The 20,063-nt window shown below is 61.6% G+C and carries 19 protein-coding genes and 1 pseudogene; 10 read left to right on the forward strand and 10 right to left on the reverse strand.

Annotation, left to right across the window (positions count from 1 at the left end; genetic code table 11):
* Window positions 1-14 precede the first annotated feature (14 nt).
* Both FHX14_RS31525 and FHX14_RS31530 read right to left on the reverse strand, forming a co-directional pair.
* The gene (locus tag FHX14_RS31525) at window positions 15-368 is read right to left on the reverse strand and encodes a periplasmic protein (protein ID WP_037073162.1); all 354 of its coding nucleotides are present in this window, start codon (window positions 366-368) and stop codon (window positions 15-17) included.
* A 21-nt stretch (window positions 369-389) separates the two neighbouring features.
* Window positions 390-770: a YkvA family protein gene (locus tag FHX14_RS31530; protein WP_003587183.1), complete on the reverse strand. Its 381-nt coding sequence runs from the start codon at window positions 768-770 to the stop codon at window positions 390-392.
* A gap of 247 nt (window positions 771-1,017) precedes the next feature.
* On the opposite strand from FHX14_RS31530, the gene FHX14_RS31535 reads away from it, so the two are divergent.
* On the forward strand, window positions 1,018-2,421 hold the full coding sequence (locus FHX14_RS31535; RefSeq protein WP_003587182.1) for a DegQ family serine endoprotease: 1,404 nt from the start codon (window positions 1,018-1,020) through the stop codon (window positions 2,419-2,421).
* Window positions 2,418-3,734, forward strand: coding sequence for a replication-associated recombination protein A (locus tag FHX14_RS31540; RefSeq protein WP_003587181.1), 1,317 nt, complete (start codon window positions 2,418-2,420; stop codon window positions 3,732-3,734). Before FHX14_RS31535 ends, FHX14_RS31540 begins: the two co-directional genes overlap by 4 nt.
* A gap of 4 nt (window positions 3,735-3,738) precedes the next feature.
* Here the strand turns inward: FHX14_RS31540 and FHX14_RS31545 are convergent, their stop codons facing one another.
* The 4 genes and pseudogenes from FHX14_RS31545 to dapA all read right to left on the reverse strand — a co-directional run bounded on the left by FHX14_RS31545 (window position 3,739) and on the right by dapA (window position 5,744).
* Window positions 3,739-4,050 (reverse strand): DUF1883 domain-containing protein, encoded by a 312-nt coding sequence (locus tag FHX14_RS31545; RefSeq protein WP_003587179.1) that lies wholly within the window; start codon window positions 4,048-4,050, stop codon window positions 3,739-3,741.
* 181 nt (window positions 4,051-4,231) lie between these two features.
* Entirely contained in the window at window positions 4,232-4,495 is a 264-nt protein-coding gene (locus FHX14_RS31550; RefSeq protein ID WP_037073910.1) for a hypothetical protein, read from the reverse strand.
* Window positions 4,496-4,521: 26 nt separating this feature from the next.
* Window positions 4,522-4,728 (reverse strand): hypothetical protein, encoded by a 207-nt coding sequence (locus FHX14_RS31555; protein WP_080589035.1) that lies wholly within the window; start codon window positions 4,726-4,728, stop codon window positions 4,522-4,524.
* Window positions 4,729-4,824: 96 nt separating this feature from the next.
* A pseudogene (dapA, locus tag FHX14_RS31560) lies at window positions 4,825-5,744 on the reverse strand (4-hydroxy-tetrahydrodipicolinate synthase).
* Between the two features lie 349 nt (window positions 5,745-6,093).
* Between dapA and FHX14_RS31565 the strand changes: the two are divergent.
* On the forward strand, window positions 6,094-7,035 hold the full coding sequence (locus FHX14_RS31565) for an alpha/beta fold hydrolase (protein ID WP_037073908.1): 942 nt from the start codon (window positions 6,094-6,096) through the stop codon (window positions 7,033-7,035).
* Between the two features lie 85 nt (window positions 7,036-7,120).
* Here the strand turns inward: FHX14_RS31565 and FHX14_RS31570 are convergent, their stop codons facing one another.
* Entirely contained in the window at window positions 7,121-7,972 is an 852-nt protein-coding gene (locus tag FHX14_RS31570) for an oxidoreductase (protein WP_003587170.1), read from the reverse strand.
* A 131-nt stretch (window positions 7,973-8,103) separates the two neighbouring features.
* Between FHX14_RS31570 and FHX14_RS31575 the strand changes: the two genes are divergently transcribed.
* Complete coding sequence (locus FHX14_RS31575; RefSeq protein WP_184381008.1) at window positions 8,104-8,991, forward strand: LysR family transcriptional regulator; 888 nt, start codon at window positions 8,104-8,106, stop codon at window positions 8,989-8,991.
* A gap of 101 nt (window positions 8,992-9,092) precedes the next feature.
* The gene (locus FHX14_RS31580) at window positions 9,093-10,136 is read left to right on the forward strand and encodes an alpha/beta hydrolase (protein ID WP_003587168.1); all 1,044 of its coding nucleotides are present in this window, start codon (window positions 9,093-9,095) and stop codon (window positions 10,134-10,136) included.
* Window positions 10,137-10,174: 38 nt separating this feature from the next.
* Here FHX14_RS31580 and FHX14_RS31585 read toward each other — a convergent pair whose 3' ends face one another.
* The 3 genes from FHX14_RS31585 to lepB form a co-directional block, all read right to left on the reverse strand.
* Window positions 10,175-10,798 carry a hypothetical protein gene (locus FHX14_RS31585; RefSeq protein WP_003587167.1) on the reverse strand — a complete coding sequence of 208 codons (624 nt, stop codon included), beginning with the start codon at window positions 10,796-10,798 and terminating at the stop codon, window positions 10,175-10,177.
* 63 nt (window positions 10,799-10,861) lie between these two features.
* A complete protein-coding gene (locus FHX14_RS31590; protein WP_003587166.1) occupies window positions 10,862-12,397 on the reverse strand; it encodes a PAS-domain containing protein in 1,536 nt (511 codons plus the stop codon).
* Between the two features lie 196 nt (window positions 12,398-12,593).
* Window positions 12,594-13,454, reverse strand: a complete 861-nt coding sequence (gene lepB / locus FHX14_RS31595; protein ID WP_003587164.1) for a signal peptidase I — start codon at window positions 13,452-13,454, stop codon at window positions 12,594-12,596.
* Window positions 13,455-13,878: 424 nt separating this feature from the next.
* Here lepB and FHX14_RS31600 point away from each other — a divergent pair, with 424 nt between their 5' ends.
* The 5 genes from FHX14_RS31600 to FHX14_RS31620 form a co-directional block, all read left to right on the forward strand.
* Window positions 13,879-14,952, forward strand: a complete 1,074-nt coding sequence (locus FHX14_RS31600) for a LacI family DNA-binding transcriptional regulator (protein ID WP_003587162.1) — start codon at window positions 13,879-13,881, stop codon at window positions 14,950-14,952.
* Window positions 14,953-14,957: 5 nt separating this feature from the next.
* Entirely contained in the window at window positions 14,958-16,571 is a 1,614-nt protein-coding gene (locus FHX14_RS31605) for an acyl CoA:acetate/3-ketoacid CoA transferase (RefSeq protein WP_172643297.1), read from the forward strand.
* Entirely contained in the window at window positions 16,564-17,343 is a 780-nt protein-coding gene (locus tag FHX14_RS31610) for an enoyl-CoA hydratase/isomerase family protein (RefSeq protein ID WP_003587158.1), read from the forward strand. The genes FHX14_RS31605 and FHX14_RS31610 overlap by 8 nt, the downstream gene beginning before the upstream one ends.
* Window positions 17,343-18,863: an aldehyde dehydrogenase family protein gene (locus FHX14_RS31615; protein ID WP_003587157.1), complete on the forward strand. Its 1,521-nt coding sequence runs from the start codon at window positions 17,343-17,345 to the stop codon at window positions 18,861-18,863. The genes FHX14_RS31610 and FHX14_RS31615 overlap by 1 nt, the downstream gene beginning before the upstream one ends.
* 88 nt (window positions 18,864-18,951) lie before the next feature.
* Window positions 18,952-20,063, forward strand: a 1,112-nt coding sequence (locus FHX14_RS31620) for an ABC transporter substrate-binding protein (protein WP_184381010.1), incomplete at its 3' end; no start/stop codon positions are given.

The following is a 20,063-nucleotide window of genomic DNA, read 5'->3' on the forward strand; positions in this document are numbered from 1 at the left end:
TCGACCTGTCGCTTTCAAAGCGGCCGGTTGATGTTTTTATAGCTCTCGCCGAGCTGCTTCAGTCGCTCGTCATAGGCAGCCTTGATGCAGACGGCATCCGCCGCGCATTCCTGCCGTTTCTTCAGCCAGGCGGTCTGCTCGTCCTGCAATGTCCCGCGTGCGCCCATCGCCAGCAGACCGGAGAGCAGTTCGAAGGTCGTCACCATCTTCACGTCGGCATCGTTGAGCGCGCGGTTGTCGCAGATCGTCTTTTCGTCCGGCTTCAATTCCTTCGCGTCGCAGTCGAAGCTCGCCGCCTGCGCCATATCCGATGCGAAGATCGAAATCGCAAAACCAAAACCCATCATCATCGCTCTTACCGTCATCATTCCTGTTCCTGTTGCTGCCGGTCAAACCAGTTTGCGCAATGCCAGAGCCAGGAAGATGATGCAGGCAAGCCAGACGGCAAGGATGAAGATCAGTCCGGCCCGGCCGGAAGGGCGCTCGATGCGTCTTGCCGCCTCCTCGCGAAGCTCGCTCATCACCTCGGTCGGGATAAGCCGCGTCGCCAGCAGAATGCCGAGCGGCACGATCAGGAGATCGTCGAGGTAGCCGAGTACGGGAATGAAATCGGGGATGAGATCGACGGGCGACAGCGCATAGGCCGCAACGGCGCCGGCCACCGCTTTCGCATGCCAAGGCACGCGCGGGTCCCGGGCGGCAAGCCATAGGGCGACGATGTCACGCTTCAGTGACTTCGCCCAGATTTTGGCTTTGGATATCAGTTGCATGGCCAATTTTCCTGAATCAGATTCACAATGACCTCCAGACCATTCCCTTGCCTTATTCTTCCATGCTTCCGCCCTCTTTCCTTTCTAGCGTCGGGCCGCAGAACAGGATGATTTTAGGCCGGCTCGGCCTAAAATCTGAATCCTGTTCGCAACTAAATAGTTAGAGCATGATGTCGTCCGAAAACCGCTCACACTTTTCGGGATCATGCTCTAAAACGTTGCTCAAGAGGATTCAAAAGGGATAATCATGCAAGGCCTGTTCAAACACGCCTCCGTTTCGCTGCTCGCTCTGACGCTCCTTCTGCCGGCTGCCGCTTACGCGCAGACGGCAAAGACGGTGCCCGAGAGCCAGATGCAGATGCAGCTCTCCTTCGCGCCGCTCGTCAAGCAGACATCGGGCGCCGTCGTCAATGTCTATGCGGAAAAGACCGTCCAGCGGCAGTCGCCCTTTGCCGGCGATCCCTTCTTCGAGCAGTTTTTCGGCCAGCAGATGCCGAATCGCTCGGAAAAGCAGTCCTCGCTCGGTTCCGGCGTCATCGTCGAGGCGAACGGCACTGTGGTGACCAACAATCACGTGGTCGAAGGCGCCGACGATATCAAGGTTGCGCTGCCTGATGGACGAGAGTTCCCCTGCAAAGTGGTGCTGCGGGACGACCGCGTCGATCTTGCCGTGCTGAAGATCGACACCAAGGAAAGCTTCCCGACATTGCCGATCGGCAATTCCGATGCCGTCGAGGTCGGTGATCTCGTGCTGGCGATCGGCAACCCCTTCGGCGTCGGCCAGACGGTGACGAGCGGCATCGTCTCCGCGCTTGCCCGCAACCAGGTGGTCAGGAACGAGTTCGGCTTCTTCATCCAGACCGACGCCTCGATCAATCCCGGCAATTCCGGCGGCGCGCTGATGAATATGAAAGGCGAGCTGATCGGCATCAACACGGCGATCTTCTCGCGCGGCGGCGGCTCGAACGGTATCGGCTTTGCCATCCCCGCCAATCTGGTCAAGGTCTTCCTCGCTTCGGCCGATGCCGGCGTCAAATCCTTCGAGCGGCCCTATGTCGGCGCGAGTTTCGATGCGGTGACCTCGGAAGTCGCCGAAGCGCTTGGACTGAACAAGGCGCGCGGCGCGCTGGTCGTCAAGGTTTCGGAAGGCGGCCCGGCCGCCAAGGCCGGGCTGAAGGCCGGTGAAATCGTCACCGCTGTCGACGGTATTTCGGTCGAACATCCGGATGCGCTGCTTTACCGGCTGACGACGGCCGGTCTCGGAAAATCGGTCAAGCTCACCGTCGTCGAGAACGGCCGCGAGGAGCAGGTGCCGCTGACGCTCGATCGCGCCCCGGAAACTTCGCCGCGCGACCAACGCACCATCGGCGGGCGTACCCCCTTCAGCGGTGCTGTCGTCGAGAACCTGTCGCCGCGGGTCGCCGACGAGTTGCGCATGCCGCCGGAATCGGCAGGCGTCGTCGTATCTGAGGTGAAGGAGGATTCGCCTGCCGCCCGTCTCGGTTTCGAGCCGAAGGATATCATCGTCTCGATCAACGGCACCGATGTGAAGTCGACCAGCGAGCTGTCCCAAATCGCCGATAGCGACCCCGGCCTCTGGCGGGTGGAAATCGAGCGCGACGGCCAGCGCATCCGGCAGTTCTTCCGATGAGCAATGATCTCTTCGCGCCGCGCGTTCCGGAGGAGGTTGCCGCCAGGCGGCCGCTTGCCGACCGGCTGCGGCCGAAGACGCTTGCCGATGTCACCGGTCAGGAACATCTGACCGGTGAAGACGGCGTGCTGAAAAGGATGATCGAAAGCGGTTCGCTCGGCTCGATGATCTTCTGGGGGCCGCCCGGCACCGGCAAGACCACGGTGGCGCGGCTGCTTTCGGGCGAGGCGGGGCTGGCTTTCGAACAGATATCGGCGATCTTTTCCGGTGTCGCCGATCTGAAGAAGATGTTCGAGACAGCCCGCCTGCGGCGCATGGATGGCCGTCAGACGCTGCTCTTCGTCGACGAGATCCATCGTTTCAACCGCGCCCAGCAGGACAGTTTCCTGCCGGTTATGGAGGACGGCACCGTCATCCTCGTCGGCGCCACCACCGAAAACCCGTCCTTCGAGCTCAATGCCGCTCTGCTGTCGCGCGCCCGGGTGTTGACCTTCAAGTCGCATGACGAGGAGAGCCTGGAGGAATTGCTGAAGCGCGCCGAGGCGATCGAGCAGAAGCCGCTGCCGTTGACCGAGGAAGCGCGTCTCAGCCTGATCCGCATGGCCGACGGCGACGGCCGCGCGGTGTTGACGCTTGCCGAAGAAGTGTGGCGGGCCGCGCGCGAGGGCGAGAGCTTCGACACCGAAGGCCTGACGCGGATCGTCCAGCGCCGCGCCCCGGTCTATGACAAGGCGCAGGACGGCCATTACAATCTGATCTCGGCGCTGCACAAATCCGTGCGTGGCTCGGATCCCGATGCCGCCCTCTATTATCTCGCCCGCATGTTCGATGCCGGCGAGGATCCGCTCTATCTCGGCCGGCGGCTGGTGCGCATGGCGGTGGAGGATATCGGCCTTGCCGATCCGCAGGCGCTGGTGATCTGCAATGCCGCCAAGGATGCCTATGAGTATCTCGGCTCTCCGGAAGGCGAACTGGCGCTGGCCCAGGCCTGCGTCTATCTCGCCACCGCGCCGAAATCGAATGCCGTCTACACCGCATTCAAGGCCGCTAGTCAGGCCGCCAAGCAGAACGGCTCGCTGCTGCCGCCGAAGCATATCCTCAATGCGCCGACCAAGCTGATGAAGGGCGAAGGCTACGGCGAGGGCTACCGCTACGATCACGATGAACCGGACGCCTTTTCCGGCCAGGATTATTTCCCGGAGAAGATGGGCCGCCAGACCTTCTACGATCCGCCGGAGCGCGGCTTCGAGCGCGATATCCGCAAGCGGCTGGAATGGTGGGAAAAACTTCGCAGGGAACGCAATCCGCGCTGAACCTTCAAGACGCGCGCGGCGCCTTCTGATTTGGCGGCGCGGCGATCACTTTGACGGATGATTCTGCCAGCCCGTGATGGCCTTCCATATCGACGACGATATGCCAGTGGCCGCTTTCCGGAACGGCGATCTTGATCGGCGATTTGCGCGCCACGCCGCCGATATATTTGAAATCGAGAACCTCGGTGAACCGCTGGAAATTCGGCGCCGTCATCAGCCGAACGTTGTTTACCGCATTCAACGACACCTCGACGATCGTTCCGGCGCGTTGTTCCTTGAGATCGTAATGGGTAAAGCGGAAATTCGGTTTCGGCATCGGTCGCGTTGTGTCTGAAGTCTCTGCGACCGGATTCTACCAGCGTGCCGGTTAAGGAAAGGTTGGAATCAGCCAATAGAGTGCCGCGCGTCCACCACGAACGCTCTATGACTCTAATTACGCGCTGAGCTCATGTCGTCGTGCTCCCGCCACGGGAAAGGGGCGGGAGCATAGGCAGGGTTTAGTGGATATTCGCATTGCTGCGGGCAAAGGGCGTGAATTCAAGTATCATGCCTCCGGCCGCTCTGCAGATATCCGCGGAGGTGCAGTTGCATTCGCCGGCGGCGAAATGAAGGGCCGCCTCCTCATTGATGAAGAGCCCGCCGACAAGGCCGTCGCGATCGTGGACAATCCAGCGACCGCTTCTGTCGCGGCCGACGGTGAAGCGGGTGGAAGGCGAGGAGGGGCTGGCCGGAAGGCTGCGACGTTGCTGTGCGTTTGCCATCATGATGATCCTTCTGTTCCGATGCTTCAGCGGGAGATGAGGTTGAAGGTCATCTGCACAAATCCGGCAAAAGCCATAGTCACCGCAAGCCGGGGCGCAATGGCGGCAAGGCCGGAGAGAATCTGATGGGAGGGATCGGCGGTGAGTATTCTGATCTGGCTACGTTTCAGCGGGGCGATTTCGGCACTCGGTTTAGTCAGGCGTGACATCGGTTTGTCCTTTCGAAGTCTCACACAACCGCTGCTAGATGGTGCGGCGGCGTCACCTTTAAAAAATAAGCCGGGACGGATAGGGTTTCCATTTGGTATGTGTAGAGAAACATAAAAATATCATATGGATAGCGCCATTGTCCCGCCGCGTTCGTCAAGGAAAGGTGCAAGCGCCTTGCCGATTGCAAAACGTCTCTCAGGCTCGGCGGTGACAAGCGGAAGGCGAATTACGACTTCAAGCCCGCGGAGCAGTTGCAGCGCATGCTTAATGCCGGCCGGATCGCCCTCCGGCCCGAGCTCGGCAATGAGCGGCAGTAGCCGATCTTGCAGCGAAAGCGCTGCCGAAAGGTTTCCGGCCCGCGCCGCCCGGTACATCGAGGTGAAGAGCCGCGGCAGCACGTTGGCTCCCGGCGAGATCACGCCGTCGCGCCGGCGATGGTAAAGGCGAGCGCAGAAGGATCATGTCTGGAAAAGAAGCGGAAGCGCTGCCGCAGGAACGGCGAGAGGCCGGCGAATCGGGCGATATCGCCCGTGGCGTCGGTAATCCCAAGAATCCCAGGGTTGGCAGCCAATTGGCCGAGCGTTTCCGTTGAAAGGTCGCTCGCCGTCTGCGCCGGCGCATTGTCGACGATAACAGGCAGTCCGCTTGCGGCCACCACCTGCTCGAAGTGGTGAATGATGCCCTTCTGCCCGGGTTTGGAATAATAAGGCACGGTGATGAGTGCGGCAGCGGCACCGAGCGCTTCGGCCTCCCGCGTCAGCGCGATCGTCCTTTCGGTAGAGTTGGTGCCGGTGGCGGCGATGATGGGCACGCGGCCGGCAGCAGAGCGGATGGCGAGATCAATCACCTCGGCGCGCTCCCGCGGCCTAAGCGTGGGGCCTTCTCCTGTAACAGAGCAAACCGCAAGCCCGTCGACGCCGCTGAGGACCTGCCATTCCGCAAGCGCCTGAAGCGCCGGCCTGTCGAGCCTGCCATGGCGAAACGGCGTGACGAGGGCGGTGATCGCGCCAGCAAGGCGTGGCATTCTGGCCGTCTCCATGGCGGCCTCAGAGCGTGCCAAGGATGATGTAGAGTTCGACACAGGCGAGCACGACGCCGAAGAACATCAGCGCCTGGGCCGTGCGCTTCTCGCGCATCTGCCGGCTGCCTCGCGTGATCCTGTACGGGCGAAGAGGGTGGAAACCGGAAGACATGATATCTCGCATGGCGTCTGACCTTTGCAGTGATGGCAGAAGCCTACTGCCGCCTGCGGTAGGAAATCCATTCGGGGCGACGAATGAAAATATAAGAATTGCATAAAGGCTGAATCGGCAAATTTCGAAGTGCAGTGTCGGGAAAGCCTGGCCGTCGCCGTCCTTGCGGTATCGATGCAAAAACGGAGCAAGGACATGTCGAAGATGAGGCTGATTTCGATGATCGCAACCGCTGCCGCATTCCTGGCCGCGCCCGATATGGCGGGCGCCGGCGGCGCGCCGGCGAGCGAGGATAAGGCGGTCGCGCCGATCGTCAGGAAGGGAAGCGTGCCGGTCAACGGTATCGACTATTATTACGAAATCCGCGGGGAGGGCGAACCGCTGCTGCTTTTGCACGGCGGCCTCGGGCAGATCGAGATGTTCGCGCCGGTCATGCCCGTTTTCGCCGACCACCGGCAGGTGATCGCCGTCGATCTGCAGGGCCATGGCCGCACGCCGCTCGGCAATCGGCCGATCGACCTTGCGGCAATCAGCGCCGATCTCGCAATCCTGGTGAAGCAACTCGGCTACGACAAGCTCGACGTCTTCGGTTATTCCTTCGGCGGCGGAGTGGCGCTGAACATGGCGGCGAATGCACCCGACCAGGTGCGCCGCCTGGTGATCCTCTCGGCGCCCTATGCGCAGAACGGCTTCTTCCCGGAGATGCTGCCGCAGCAGGCGGCCGTCGGCGCCGGCATGGCCGAGATGATGAAGGACACGCCGATGTTCCTCTCCTACAAGGCGGTGGCGCCCGACGTGTCCGAATTTCCGAAGCTGCTCGACGCCATGGGTGCGCTGATGCGCGAACCCAAGGATTATAGCGATGCCGTCGCCAAGCTCACCATGCCCGTGATGCTGATCTATGGCGACGCCGATATGATCCGCCCCGAGCATATAATCGACTTCTATCACAAGCTCGGCGGCGGTCTGCGCGATGCGGGCTGGATGCGGGAGAACATGTCGAAGAACCGGCTGGCGATCCTGCCGGATCTCACTCACTACGAGACCTTCGCTTCGCCGCTCATGGCGAACGTGGCGATGACTTTCCTCGATGGCGGCGGCAAGACGCCGAACTGGGCCGAGCAGGTCGGCAAATGAAGTGAGGCGGTCGGCCTTCTGGTCACGAGCGAACCTGCGCCGCACCCCGATATCCGGAAAGCGGCGCAGGTTATAGTCTTGGGTATCAGGCCGAGGCCGTCGCATCGCTGGGAAAATCCGTGGAGACGGCAAGTTCACGCCAGCCGGCAAGTTCCTTTTCGACGCTCGCATGCTGCGCTTCGATCATCGCCACCGTGTCGCTGCCGAACGGCATGCGCAGCGGCGGGTTGGCCGAATTGACCATTGTCATGATGCCGGCGGCGAGCTTGGCGGGGTTGCCGGGCTGGGCATGATTGGCGTCGGCGGCGAAATTGCGCATGTTGCCGGCCGGCGTGCCTTCGTAATCGGCGATCGAGGCCGGGCTCACCGCCAGCGAGGTATCGGCGAGAAAGTCGGTGCGGAAGAATCCGGGCTCGACGATCGTCACCTTGATGCCGAAGGGTTCGAGTTCGGCGGCCATCGATTCCGACAGGCCTTCGACGGCGAATTTCGTCGAGCCGTAGACGCCCCAGCCGGGATAGCCGAAGTAACCGCCGATCGAGGAGAAGTTCAGGACGTGGCCGGAACGCTGGCGCCGCAGATAGGGCAGCACGGCGCGCGTCACCTTCAGAAGGCCGAAGACATTCGTGGCATAGAGTTTTTCGATCTCATCGGCCGTGGCCTCCTCGACGGCGCCGAGCAGGCCGTAGCCGGCATTGTTGGCGAGAACATCAATGCGGCCGAAGCGAGCGACGCCGGCTGCCGCAGCCTCTTTCGCCTGGACCTCGTTGGTGACGTCAAGCGCGACAGCGAGGAGGTTCGGATGATTGCCGAACTGCTCGGTGACGGTCTTCGGGTTGCGGGCGGTGGCGATGACGGCATCGCCAGCGGCAAGGGCTTCTTTGGTCATCAGCGCGCCAAAGCCGCGGGATGCACCAGTGATGAACCAGACTTTCATGACGAATTCCTTTCGAGGACTATTTGGTTGTCTCGGCGTCGCATCTCTGTGCTGACGGGTTGAATTTGACCGAAAACCCGTTGCTGTATAAGATTTGTTATTATTGAAACTATGATGAGCAATATTCAGTAATGCGGGCCACCGAACTGTCCGAACTCGCGGCTTTTGCGGCCGTTGCCCGGCATAGGAGTTTTCGCAAAGCCGGCGAGGAGAGGGGTGTGACCGCCTCGGCGATCAGCCATGCGGTGCTCAACCTCGAAGACCGGATCGGCATTCGCCTGCTCAACCGCACGACGCGCAGCGTCTCGTTGACCGAGGCCGGCGAACTGCTGATCTCGCATCTCGACCCGGCCTTCGGCGAGATGGCGGCAGCGCTCGATGCGCTGAACCGTTACCGAGACACGCTCTTCGGCAAGGTGAGGATCAACGTGCCGAATTCGATCGGCCCCTTCGTCATCGGCCGCGTCATTGCCCCGCTGCTCCAACGCAATCCCAATCTGCAGCTGGAGATCAACGCGACCGACAGGCTGGTCGATATCGTCGAGGAGGGCTTCGATGCCGGCATCCGTTTCGGCGAACGGGTGACCGAAGGCATGATCGCGCTGCGCATCAAGCAGCGCATCCGCTTGGTCGTCGTCGGTTCGCCTGCCTATTTCGAGGTCCGGCCGAAGCCGGCGACGCCGCACGATCTCAAGCGCCATCTTTGCATCCAGAACATGTTTCCGTCAGGCGCGCGTTATGCCTGGGAGTTCGAGAAGGATGGCCAGACGGTCAGCTTTCAGCCGACAGGACCGCTGTCGCTCGATGATCACGAACTGATGCTGCAGGCAGCGCTCGGCGGCGTCGGCCTTGCCTATATCTGGGAGCCGCGGGTGGAGAAGGCGATCGCCGACGGAGAACTGATCCAGGTGCTCGACGACTGGTGCCAGCCGGAGGAGCCGCTCTATCTCTACTATCCGAGCCGACGCCACATGTCGGCGGGCTTCAGGGCGGTCATCGATGCGATGAAAGCCGAGTAAAAAAGCTCAGGATTCGCATCCCTCACCCTTTTGACTCCAGCGCATGAACTGGCCAATGATGCTGCCATGGCCGCGATGGCCAGCATCATCGGGAGAGGTTGATGAACGGTCGGATTTTGCCAGCTGTCAAACGAAGCGCATCAAAGCGGCTCGGCGGTCTGTTGCCCGCATTCGCTGCGGTGATGCTGCTGGCCTCGGCGGCAGCCGGAAAGGACATTGAACCGCAAAGCCAGGCCTCGCGCGATCAGGTCGAAAAACTCGTCGGCCTCTGGAAGGATCATTTCACCGGCGCTGATGGCCTGCAGCAGCGGCGGACAGCCTTCCGGACGCTGATGGAAACGACGCCGGGGCCGACACGCATCCAGGTCCGGCAGGTCGATGCCGACGGCGTCGATGCCGAGCTGATGTGGCCCGCCCGTCTTCATCATCCGATCGGCCAAAGGGTGATCCTCTATATTCATGGCGGCGGCTTTTCCGGCGGCTCCATCCGCACGCACAGCCTGCTTGCCGGCTCGCTCGCCAAGGCCGCATCCAGCGACGTGCTTCTGATCGAGTATCGGCTGATGCCCGAATATACCTATCCCGCCCAGATCAATGACGCGCTGACGGCCTATCGCTGGCTTCTCGACAACGGCTATCGCGCCGAGAATGTCGTCGTGGCGGGAGACGGCGCCGGCGGCAATATCGCGCTGGAGACGGTACTGCGGCAGAGGCAGGCGGCAAAGCCGCTGCCGGCGGCGGTCATTGCGCTCAGCCCCATCACCGATCTTGCCGCGACCGGCGGATCGATGACATCGAATGCCGACAGCGATCCGCTGGTCGGCAGGGCGACGATCGAGACCTTGCGCAAGGCCTATCTCGGCAGCCGGTCGCCGAGCGATCCCCAGGCATCGCCGCTTTATGCCGACCTGACCGGCTTTCCGCCGCTGCTGCTGCAGGTCGGCTCCGGCGAAGTGCTGCTGGACGATACGCTGCGGCTCGCCGACAAGGCGCGTCAGGCCGGGGTGGATGTCACCACCGAGATCTGGCCGGGCATGCCGCATCAGTGGCAGCTGTTTCCGTCGCTGCTCGACGATGCCGACCGGTCGAGCCAGAATATCGCCGAATTTGCGATCCGGCATTTCGCAGACAAGCCGCAGGAGTAGGGCCGCGAGGCAGAGGCCTCACGTCCTCGCCGTCCGGATCATTGCGATGTGCCACGCGAGGGTGACGGCGCCAGAGGCCGCTCGACCTCCCGACCGACGCTGAGCGCCTTTCTGACATTCGGCTCCAGCCGCTCGATATACGCGTGATCGGGTGCAGCCCCCAGCGCATCCAGCATTTTCGAGAAGAAACACCGGGCCGCTGCCGCCGCCGTGACGTCGAAGACCTCGGCATCACTCAGCCCGTGTTTCTTCAGCCCGTCTATATCCTGCTGGGTGATCGACGTCGCGTCGCGCGCCACCTTGGCGGCAAAGGCCATGATCGCCCTTTCGCCGGCATCGATCGGCGCTTTCTCCGTCTCGTTGACGACGGCCGTCAGCCCGTCGCTGGTAAAACCCTCGCGTAGCAGCACCGAGCCGTGCGCCAGCATGCAATAGGAGGATTTCAGCTCCTTGGCCGCCGCCAGCGTCGCCAGCTCATAGCGCCTGAGGCTCATATGTCCGCGAATGCTCGAGAGCAGCGCTGCCCAGTTCTCCATCACCTCCGGCCGGTGTCCGAAGGCGCGGTACATGTTCGGCAGATAACCATAATTCGCCACGGCCGACGCATACATCGACGTCGTCTTCTCGCTGGCGGATGCATTGGGGGTGTGAATGAAAGCCATGGCATGGTCCTCCTCTATAGCGAGAAGGATAGGGTAGATATTGAGGACAGCAATCCTGAAATGTCAGGCGGCGTCGCTGTTCTCAGAAGCGTTACCGGTTCGCTTGATCGGAAGGGTTACGGTGAATGTCGATCCGCAGCCTCTTGCGCTTCGAACCTCTATCGAGCCGTGGTGCAGCTCGACGATCTGCTTCACCAGGTTGAGGCCGATGCCCGTCCCGGCAATTCCCGTCGACGTCCCGGCCCGAAAATAGCGCTGGAACAGCCGCGGCACGTCTTCGGGATCGATCCCCACCCCGTCATCGCTGATCGAAACTTTGACGCTTCCCGTCTCTTCCCAGGCTGTGACGCGAATTTCCGAGGTTCCGGGCGCGTATTTGACGGCGTTGGACAGCAGGTTGGTAAAGACCTGCGCCAAAGTTCGGGGATCGGCATCGATGAACTCCGGCAGTCCGTCGATATCCAGCACGAAGCTGTGCGTCTTGGCGATCGTCGACTGCCGCTCGCAACAGCTTCTGATCAATGATCGCAAGGCGCAGGCGTCATAGCTGATATCGATCTTGCCGGTGTCGAGGCGCCCGGCCGAGAGGATACTCTCCATCAGGTCGACGATCCGGTTCACCGATGCGCGGATCTGATCGACCTTGTCGCTCAAGAATTCGGGCTCGACTGCTCCTCTTTTGCGCAGCAGCCGCTGGGCGGCAGCGTCGATGATGGCCAGCGGCGTTCGGAATTCATGGGAGGCCATCGCCACGAACTGCCGCTGCAATTCGTTGATGTTTCGCTCCTGCGCAAGCATTCGCTCGAGTTCCCGCGCCTGCCGCTCGACCTCGGCTGTGCGGCTCTGCACGGTCGTTTCGAGCTGATCATGATGCCGGCGCAGCTCTTCGGTCAGCCGCACTGTTTTGGTGACGTCTTCGTGGGTGGCCACGTAGCCACCGTTCTGCATCGGATTGTGGGTGATTTTGATAACGCGGCCGTCAACGAGCACGATATTCTGGCTGGCCACCGCGCCGCGCGCCGTTGCTTCGAACACCACATCGAAATAGGTAGCGGTGTCGGCCGGGCCATTTCCCTCGCGGCCGCGATAGGCCAGGATATCGACAAGCGGCGTCCCCGGTTGCGTCAGGAGATCCGGCAGATTGTACATCCGCGCGTAGGCTGTGTTGCACAGGATCAGCTTCTTCGTCGAATCGAACATGCATAGGCCGTGCGGCATGTTGCTGAGTGCTGCGTCGAACCGGTGATGTTGTTCGGTGAGACTGTCTTCGACGCGGATCAGGGTCGAGATGTCTTCGTAGCTGAGGATCCAGCCTCCCTCTTTCGATGGGGCGCAGGTCATTGAGACCATCCGTCCGTCGGAAAGCGCAAACTGAGACGTGTGCGGCCTGCCGGTCGTCGACTGCCTGCATGCGGCCGCGCGGCAATCGGCGGTGCCCGGCAGTCCGTCGATATTCATTCCTTTGCCGATGGCTCCATCCGGCAGCCCGAGAATAGCAAGTGTGCGGGAATTGAAAGCCGTCACCCTGCTGGCAGGATCAAGGAGAACAATGCCTTGCGGCAGGTTCTCCAGAATGGATTCAAACGAATGTGGCATCATCCGGCCCTGCTTCAGATCTGGCACGTTGCACGTATTCGTAGCATTCGTCAGAAACGATAAAGTTTCGCTAATGGCTATCGATCGGACTTCCTCACTTGAAGAGGGGGCACTGTACATCGTTCAGAGCAACCACCGATGGCAAGGACTCCCCGTCCAGAGGGAACCCGCCTTCCCAGAGGATGGGTACGCTTCAAGCCTACTGGATCCACGACGCCTGCCGCGATTTATCCTCGGAATTGAAAAGCAGGAGCGCTGCCTTCGCATAGATGTTGTCGTCTGGGACGAACCCCATATCGAAGCGGCTATCCAGGCTGTTGTCACGATTGTCACCCAGCACGAAATAATGCCCGTCTGGGACAATGAATTCCTTGGTGTTGTCACCACGGGCGTCGTCCACCTGCTCAACGATCGTATAGCTGCGGCCGGATGGCAGCGTCTCTTTAAATGCATGCACAGTTACTGACTGATAGGTCAAATCACCCACCGGTTCGCGCTCAACGGCGCTGCCATTCAAGTAGAGAATACCGGATTTCATTTGAATGCGGTCACCCGGCAGACCGACGACGCGTTTCACGAAATCGCCCCCTGGATTCATCGACCCCCGGAATACGACAACGTCTCCTCGGTCCGGTCCATGTCCAAACATACGATGCTCCGGTCCAAATCCGTAAGGGAACGAATAGCGGCTGTACCCGTAGACGTATTTTTGCGCGAACATGTAGTCGCCGCTTCGCAAGTTCGGCAACATGGAACTCGACGGGATCGTGAATGGCTGGAAGAGGAAACTGCGAACCAGCATCGCCAAGGTGAGCGGTACAATCGAAAAGATCAGAGCGAGACTGTACCACCGCGAGTACCAGGGAAACACGATGTTCGCGGGCATCTTCCTTGCCGTGCGATAGCCATGCAACAGGCCGATCAGACGCCAGGCAGAGATCAGCAAATACCCAAAAGCAGCGGTCGAAGGAGCATCAAGCAACCAGAGTTGCGCGATAAAGATGCAGACGCCGCCGATAGAGTAAGCGATGGCATTCCAGCCGCGCCCGAGATAGGCCATAACCAAATCCGGACCGAATAGAAATCCCAACGTGGCTGCGCAAATGGGGCGACGAGCACGAAAAGCTCTGAAAATTTTCATAAAAAACTCAATAGGTTTGACAAATATACTCAGGTCACGATCGCTGTTTTGGCAGACGCTTCATTTCGACTTGTAGTCGATGCGGTGAAAAATACCAGCCTCGGATTGACCTCGTGCTATCGCAAAAACACGTAAGCTTTCTCGTGCCCGAGAATGTCGGCGGACTCTCACGTGCCTCCCAATTTAGAACGTTCCAATTTTCTGAATGCGGATTTCCATATTAGGAGTCGGGAGATCTGGCTTAAAACGTTAGCATGAATGGCGCCTGCGCAAATTTTCTCTTGACATAATTGGAACGTTCCAAATATTTATCCATCAGTCGACGTGATGGTCGGAGAGGGAAATGACAAAGGCGCGGGTAACCGTCATTGACATCGCAAAGGCCGCCGGCGTCTCCAAGTCGACGGTGTCGCTGGTGTTGCAGGGCTCCTCCCTGGTCAATGAGGGGACGCGCTCCAAGGTCAATGCCGTGATGCGCGAACTCGGCTATGTCTATAATCGCGGCGCCGCCAATCTTCGCCAGGCCGGTGCCAAATCGAAGATTATCGGCGTTGTCGTCAACGACCTGACGAACAGCTTTTTTGCGGAGCTGGCGGTCGGCGTCGATATGGTCGTCCAGTCGGCCGGCTTCGTGCAGTTCCTGTCGAACACCGGCGAGAGCATCGACAGGCAGCGTGAGGTTGTCGCCTCGATGCGCGAGCACGGCATTTCCGGCCTCATCGTCTCGCCGGCCCGCGCCACCGATGCCGCCGACTTCAAGCCGCTCGTTGCGGCAGGGATTCCAGTCGTGGTCGTCGTTCGAAACCTGCCCGGCGCCAAAGTCTCGTCCATCGTTTCCGACAACCGGGCCGGTATGATGTCGGCCGTCAAGCATCTGGCTGGGCTCGGCCACAAGCGCATCGCCTTTCTCGGCGGTTTTCCCGACACTGCCGTCTTCGACGACAGGCTTGCCGGTTATCGCAGCGGCGTCGAGGCGGCCGGGCTCGATTATCACGAAGAACTCGTCGTCGCATCGGCGCCGTCGCGAGCCGGCGGGGTGGAGGCGATCGGAAAAGCAATCGCGCTTGGCCGGCGGCCGTCTGCGGCCGTCTGCTTCAACGATGCCGTGGCCTTCGGCGTTTGCGACGGGTTGCGGGCGCGCCGCCTGGAGCCTGGCGCCGACTTCGCCGTGGTGGGCTTCGACGACGTCATCGAGGCTCAGGCGGCGGTTCCGGCGCTGACGACGGTCTCGGTCGACCCACAGGGCATCGGGCGCCGCGGCGCGCAGATGCTGCTCAAGCAGATCAATGCCGGCAAGGCCGAGGCGGAGACGGTGACGACAGCCGTTCGGCTGGTCGTTCGCGAAAGCTGCGGCGCCGGCAAGACCGCGCCGGCAAAGGCCGGCAAGAGCGTAAAATCGAAACAGGACGCTGAGTAATGCATATGAAGAAGCATCTCACCCCAGCCGAAGCGGCCGCGCTCATCCCGGATGGCGCCGTCGTCACGGTATCGTCTTCCAGCGGTCTCGGTTGCCCGGACCTCATGCTGAAGGCGATCGGCGAGCGTTTCGAGGCGACCGGCCATCCCCGCGATCTCACCACCCTTCATCCGATCGCCGCCGGCGACATGAGCGGCATCAAGGGCGTCGACTACATCGCCAGGAAGGGCCTGCTCAAGTGCATCATCGGTGGCTCCTATCCGTCCGGGCCGTCATCGTCCGAGCCGCCGCTGATCTGGCAGATGATCACCAACAACGAGATCCCGGCCTATAACATTCCCTCCGGCATCCTGTTCGACATCCATCGCGAAGCCGCCGCCAAGCGGCCGGGCGTGCTGACCAAGGTCGGCGTCGACACATTCGTCGACCCCCGGCGGCAGGGCTGCGCGATGAACGAACTGGCTTCGGAACAACAGGTGGTCAAGCGCGTCAGCTTCGAGGGCGACGACTGGCTGTTCTTCCCCTCGATCGTCCCTCAGGTCGCCATTATCCGCGCCACCACTGCCGACGAGCGCGGCAATCTCACATACGAACATGAAGGCGCCTATCTCGGCGGCCTCGATCAGGCGCTCGCCGTACGCAACAATGGCGGCATCGTCATCGCCCAGGTCAAGCGGATCACCAAGGAAGGCTCGCTGAAACCGCATGACGTCCGGGTGCCGGGCATGCTGGTCGATTATATCGTCGTCGATCCTGATCAGAAGCAGACGACACAGACGGCGTACGATCCGGCGATTTCGGGAGAGATCTTCCGCCCGCTCGATAGTTTCCACGTTCCGGAATTCAATGTTCAGAAGGTCATCGCCCGCCGCGTCGCACAGGAGCTGCAGGCGGGAAGCTGCGTCAATCTCGGCTTCGGCATCTCGGCCAACGTGCCGCGCATTCTGCTGGAGGAGGGGCTCCACGGCGCCGTCACCTGGGTCATCGAGCAAGGCGCGGTCGGTGGGGTGCCGCTGCTCGACTTCGCCTTCGGCTGCGCCTCCAATGCCGACGCCTATATGCCGTCCCCCTATCAGTTCACTTACTTTCAAGGCGCGGGCTTCGATGCGTCGCTGCTCTCCTTTCTCGAAATCGGCAAGGACGGCTCGGTCAACGTCTCCAAACTTTCCTTCCGGCCGCATGTGACGGCCGGTGCCGGCGGCTTCGTCGACATCACGGCGCGGGCAAAGAAGATCGTCTTTTCAGGCATGTTCAACGCGGGAGCGAAGCTTTCGATCACCGACGGGGCTCTGCTCATTGAAAAAGAAGGCAAGCTGAAGAAGCTCGTCAACGAAGTCGAACATGTCACCTTCAGCGGCAGGCGGGCGATCGAGCAGGGGCAGGATATTGTCTATGTCACCGAGCGGTGCGTGATGAAGCTGACGCCCGAAGGCATCGTGCTGACCGAGATCGCGCCCGGTGTCGATCTTCAGTCCCAGATCCTCGATCAGTCCGAATTTCCGCTGATCGTCGCGCCTGACCTGAAGGTCATGGATGCGGCACTCTTCGGCGAGGCCGGCATCGGCCTGTCGCTTCCAGCCAAAAGCGCGCGGACGCTGGAGGGTACTTTCCATGGCTAGCGGAACAGTCAGGATCGACATTGACGGACATGTTGCGACCTTGACGATTTCTCGTCCGGAGAAGCTGAACGCGCTCGATCTCGACATGCTGAAAGCCTTGGCGGATGCCGCCGACGTAGTCGAGGCGAACCCGGACGTGCGCGCTGCCGTTCTGACGGGCGAAGGAAAGGGTTTTTCCGCCGGAGGCGATATCAAGGCCTGGGGCGGAATGCTGCCGCAGGAGTTCGGCCATGCCTGGGTTCGGCACGGGCACCGGATCTTCGAACGGCTGGCGACGCTCCGGGTGCCGCTGGTCGCGGCCCTGAACGGCCACGCCCTCGGCGGAGGGCTCGAACTGGCAGGCGTTGCCGACATTCGCATCGCAGAAGAACACATCAAGATCGGCCTGCCGGAGACCGGCCTCGGAATGGTGCCGGGCTGGTCCGGCACCCAGCGTCTCGTGCGCCGTTTCGGCGCGCAGGCCGTCCGGCGCATGGCCTTGGGCGGCGAGATCTTCACCGCCGAGGAGGCGCGCCTTCTCGGTATCGTCGATGTGGTCGTTCCCTCGGGAGGCTCGCTGACCGCCGCTAGGGATTATGCGCAGTGGATTGCCGCAAGGGGGCCGGCTGCCGTCGAGATCGCCAAGCTGATGATCGCATCGGCGAATGGTGAGGACAACGGAACCGCGGTCGAAGCCCTGGGCTCGATCCTCGCCGCCAAGACCGGCGATCTGAAAGAGGGCGTCGCATCGTTCAGCGAGAAGCGCCCGGCAACGTTCAAGGGAGAATGGTAATGACGGTCCTCGTCAACCCCACGGCGCTCAGCGACCACAAGGCGCGTGATTTCAAGATGCTGATCGACGGCAGATGGGAGGCCGGCGCCGCCGATCCGATCGAGCGTGTCGCACCGAGCCATGGGGTCGTGGTCAGCCGGTTCCCGACCGGCAGCAGGAATGATGCCGAGCGCGCCATTGCCGCCGCACGCAAGGCTTTCGACCAGGGACCATGGCCGCGGATGACCGCGTCCGAACGCTCCGCTATCCTGCTCAAGGCGGCTGATCTGATCGCAGCGCGTGCGGAGGAACTGGCATTTCTCGATGCCATCGAGGCCGGAAAACCGATCACGCAGGTGCGGGGCGAAATTGCCGGCTCTGTCGACATCTGGCGCTATGCGGCGGCCCTGGCGCGCGATCTCCACGGCGAGAGCTACAACATGCTCGGCGACGGCACGCTTGGCGTCGTGCTCCGCGAAGCGATCGGCGTGGTCTCGATCATCACGCCCTGGAATTTCCCGTTCCTGATCGTCGGCCAGAAGCTGCCCTTCGCGCTTGCGGCGGGCTGCACGGCCGTCGTCAAACCTTCGGAGCTGACATCGGGATCGACGCTCGTGCTCGGAGAAATTCTGCAGCAGGCCGGCGTTCCGGATGGCGTCGTCAATATTGTCACCGGTACGGGACCTGAGGTCGGCGCGATCATGACATCTCATCCCGATGTCGACATGGTCTCCTTCACCGGCTCGACCGGTGTCGGAAAACTGACCATGTCGAATGCCGCGCAGACGCTGAAGAAAGTCTCGCTGGAGCTCGGCGGCAAGAACCCGCAGATCGTTTTCCCGGATGCCGATCTCGACGCCTTCATCGATGCCGCGGTCTTCGGTGCCTATTTCAACGCCGGCGAGTGCTGCAATGCCGGGTCGCGGCTGATCCTGCACAAATCGATCGCCTCAGACGTCGTCAACCGGATTGCCGAACTGTCGAAGGCAGTGAAGGTCGGCGATCCCCTTGATCCCTCCACACAGGTCGGCGCGATCATTACGCCGCAGCATCTGGAGAAGATCTCGGGCTATGTCACTGGTGCCAGGAGCAGCGGCGCCCGTGTCGCCCATGGCGGCGAGACGCTCGACCTCGGCATGGGGCAGTTCATGTCGCCGACGATCCTCGAAGCGGTCACCCCCGATATGGCGGTGGCGCGCGAGGAAGTCTTTGGCCCGGTGCTGTCGGTCCTGACATTCGAGACGTCGGCCGAAGCGATCAGCATCGCCAACTCCATCGACTACGGCCTGTCGGCCGGTGTCTGGAGCCGCGATTTCGACACCTGCCTGACGATCGGCCGGTCTGTGCGGGCAGGCACGGTCTGGATGAACACCTTCATGGACGGCGCCTCGGAGCTTCCCTTCGGCGGTTACAAGCAGAGCGGTCTCGGCCGCGAACTCGGCCGCCATGCGGTGGAGGATTACACCGAGACCAAGACGCTGAACATGCATATCGGCAAACGCACCAACTGGTGGATGCCGCAGACGGAAAAGCCGGCTTAGCCGGTAAGGAAACTACGCCCGAGGAGGGCGGGTGATCGGATGCGGGAATGGTCCTGCATCTTCCAAGAGGGAACTGGGAGGTTCTTCGATGAATAGGTTTTTGACCACGACGGCGATGATCGCATTGGCTCTGGCCGGCGCGCATGTCTCCGCCCGCGCAGCCGACGTGAAGGAAGTTCAGATGCTGCACTGGTGGACATCCGGCGGCGAGGCAGCGGCACTGAACGTCCTGAAGCAGGATCTGTCGAAGGAAGGTTTTGCCTGGAAGGACGTTCCGGTGGCCGGCGGCGGCGGTGATGCGGCGATGACGGCGCTGAAGGCGATGGTTGCGGCCGGCACTTATCCGACAGCCTCGCAGATGCTGGGCTATACCGTGCTCGATTATGCCCAGGCCGGCGTCATGGGTGACCTGACCGAGACGGCGAAGAAGGAAGGCTGGGACAAGTCGGTGCCGGCGGCGCTGCAGAAGTTTTCCGTCTATGACGGCAAATGGGTCGCAGCCCCTGTTAACGTGCACTCGGTCAACTGGCTGTGGATCAACAAGGCGGTGATGGACAAGATCGGCGGCACCCAGCCGAAGACTTTCGATGATCTGATCGCGCTGCTCGACAAGGCCAAGGCCGCAGGTGTGATCCCCTTGGCGCTCGGTGGCCAGAACTGGCAGGAAGCGACGATGTTCGATTCCATCGTGCTGTCGACCGGCGGGCCGGAATTCTACAAGAAGGCCTTCAACGATCTCGACGAGGCTTCGCTGAAGTCGGACACGATGAAGAAGTCCTTCGACAATCTGGCGACGATCATCAAATATGTCGATCCGAACTTCTCCGGCCGCGACTGGAATCTGGCGACCGCCATGGTCATCAAGGGTGATGCGCTGGTGCAGGTGATGGGCGACTGGGCCAAGGGCGAATTCGTCGCCGCCAAGAAGACCCCGGACAAGGACTTCCTCTGCTACCGCTTCCCCGGCACCGAAGGCAGCGTCGTCTACAACTCCGACATGTTCGGCATGTTCAACGTCCCCGACGACCGCAAGGCGGCCCAGGTGGCGCTGGCGACCGCGACGCTGTCGAAGAGCTTCCAGTCGGCCTTCAACGTCGTCAAGGGGTCGGTGCCGGCCCGCACCGACGTTCCCGACACCGACTTCGACGCCTGCGGCAAGAAGGGCATCGCCGATCTGAAGGCGGCCAATGAAGGCGGCAC

The organism is Rhizobium sp. BK619, from assembly GCF_014195245.1.
Classification (GTDB): domain Bacteria; phylum Pseudomonadota; class Alphaproteobacteria; order Rhizobiales; family Rhizobiaceae; genus Rhizobium; species Rhizobium acidisoli.

What these genes read in the sequence shown, in the direction of transcription:
- FHX14_RS31530 (WP_003587183.1), bottom strand. Translation starts at nt 770, where the DNA reads ATGCAACTGATATCCAAAGCCAAAATCTGGGCGAAGTCACTGAAGCGT.
- FHX14_RS31525 (WP_037073162.1), bottom strand. Translation starts at nt 368, where the DNA reads ATGATGACGGTAAGAGCGATGATGATGGGTTTTGGTTTTGCGATTTCG.
- FHX14_RS31575 (WP_184381008.1), top strand. Translation starts at nt 8,104, where the DNA reads ATGCGGGCCACCGAACTGTCCGAACTCGCGGCTTTTGCGGCCGTTGCC.
- FHX14_RS31610 (WP_003587158.1), top strand. Translation starts at nt 16,564, where the DNA reads ATGGCTAGCGGAACAGTCAGGATCGACATTGACGGACATGTTGCGACC.
- FHX14_RS31550 (WP_037073910.1), bottom strand. Translation starts at nt 4,495, where the DNA reads ATGGCAAACGCACAGCAACGTCGCAGCCTTCCGGCCAGCCCCTCCTCG.
- FHX14_RS31605 (WP_172643297.1), top strand. Translation starts at nt 14,958, where the DNA reads ATGAAGAAGCATCTCACCCCAGCCGAAGCGGCCGCGCTCATCCCGGAT.
- FHX14_RS31590 (WP_003587166.1), bottom strand. Translation starts at nt 12,397, where the DNA reads ATGATGCCACATTCGTTTGAATCCATTCTGGAGAACCTGCCGCAAGGC.
- FHX14_RS31570 (WP_003587170.1), bottom strand. Translation starts at nt 7,972, where the DNA reads ATGAAAGTCTGGTTCATCACTGGTGCATCCCGCGGCTTTGGCGCGCTG.
- FHX14_RS31540 (WP_003587181.1), top strand. Translation starts at nt 2,418, where the DNA reads ATGAGCAATGATCTCTTCGCGCCGCGCGTTCCGGAGGAGGTTGCCGCC.
- FHX14_RS31565 (WP_037073908.1), top strand. Translation starts at nt 6,094, where the DNA reads ATGTCGAAGATGAGGCTGATTTCGATGATCGCAACCGCTGCCGCATTC.
- FHX14_RS31615 (WP_003587157.1), top strand. Translation starts at nt 17,343, where the DNA reads ATGACGGTCCTCGTCAACCCCACGGCGCTCAGCGACCACAAGGCGCGT.
- FHX14_RS31585 (WP_003587167.1), bottom strand. Translation starts at nt 10,798, where the DNA reads ATGGCTTTCATTCACACCCCCAATGCATCCGCCAGCGAGAAGACGACG.
- FHX14_RS31545 (WP_003587179.1), bottom strand. Translation starts at nt 4,050, where the DNA reads ATGCCGAAACCGAATTTCCGCTTTACCCATTACGATCTCAAGGAACAA.
- FHX14_RS31600 (WP_003587162.1), top strand. Translation starts at nt 13,879, where the DNA reads ATGACAAAGGCGCGGGTAACCGTCATTGACATCGCAAAGGCCGCCGGC.
- FHX14_RS31535 (WP_003587182.1), top strand. Translation starts at nt 1,018, where the DNA reads ATGCAAGGCCTGTTCAAACACGCCTCCGTTTCGCTGCTCGCTCTGACG.
- FHX14_RS31580 (WP_003587168.1), top strand. Translation starts at nt 9,093, where the DNA reads ATGAACGGTCGGATTTTGCCAGCTGTCAAACGAAGCGCATCAAAGCGG.
- lepB (WP_003587164.1), bottom strand. Translation starts at nt 13,454, where the DNA reads ATGGCCTATCTCGGGCGCGGCTGGAATGCCATCGCTTACTCTATCGGC.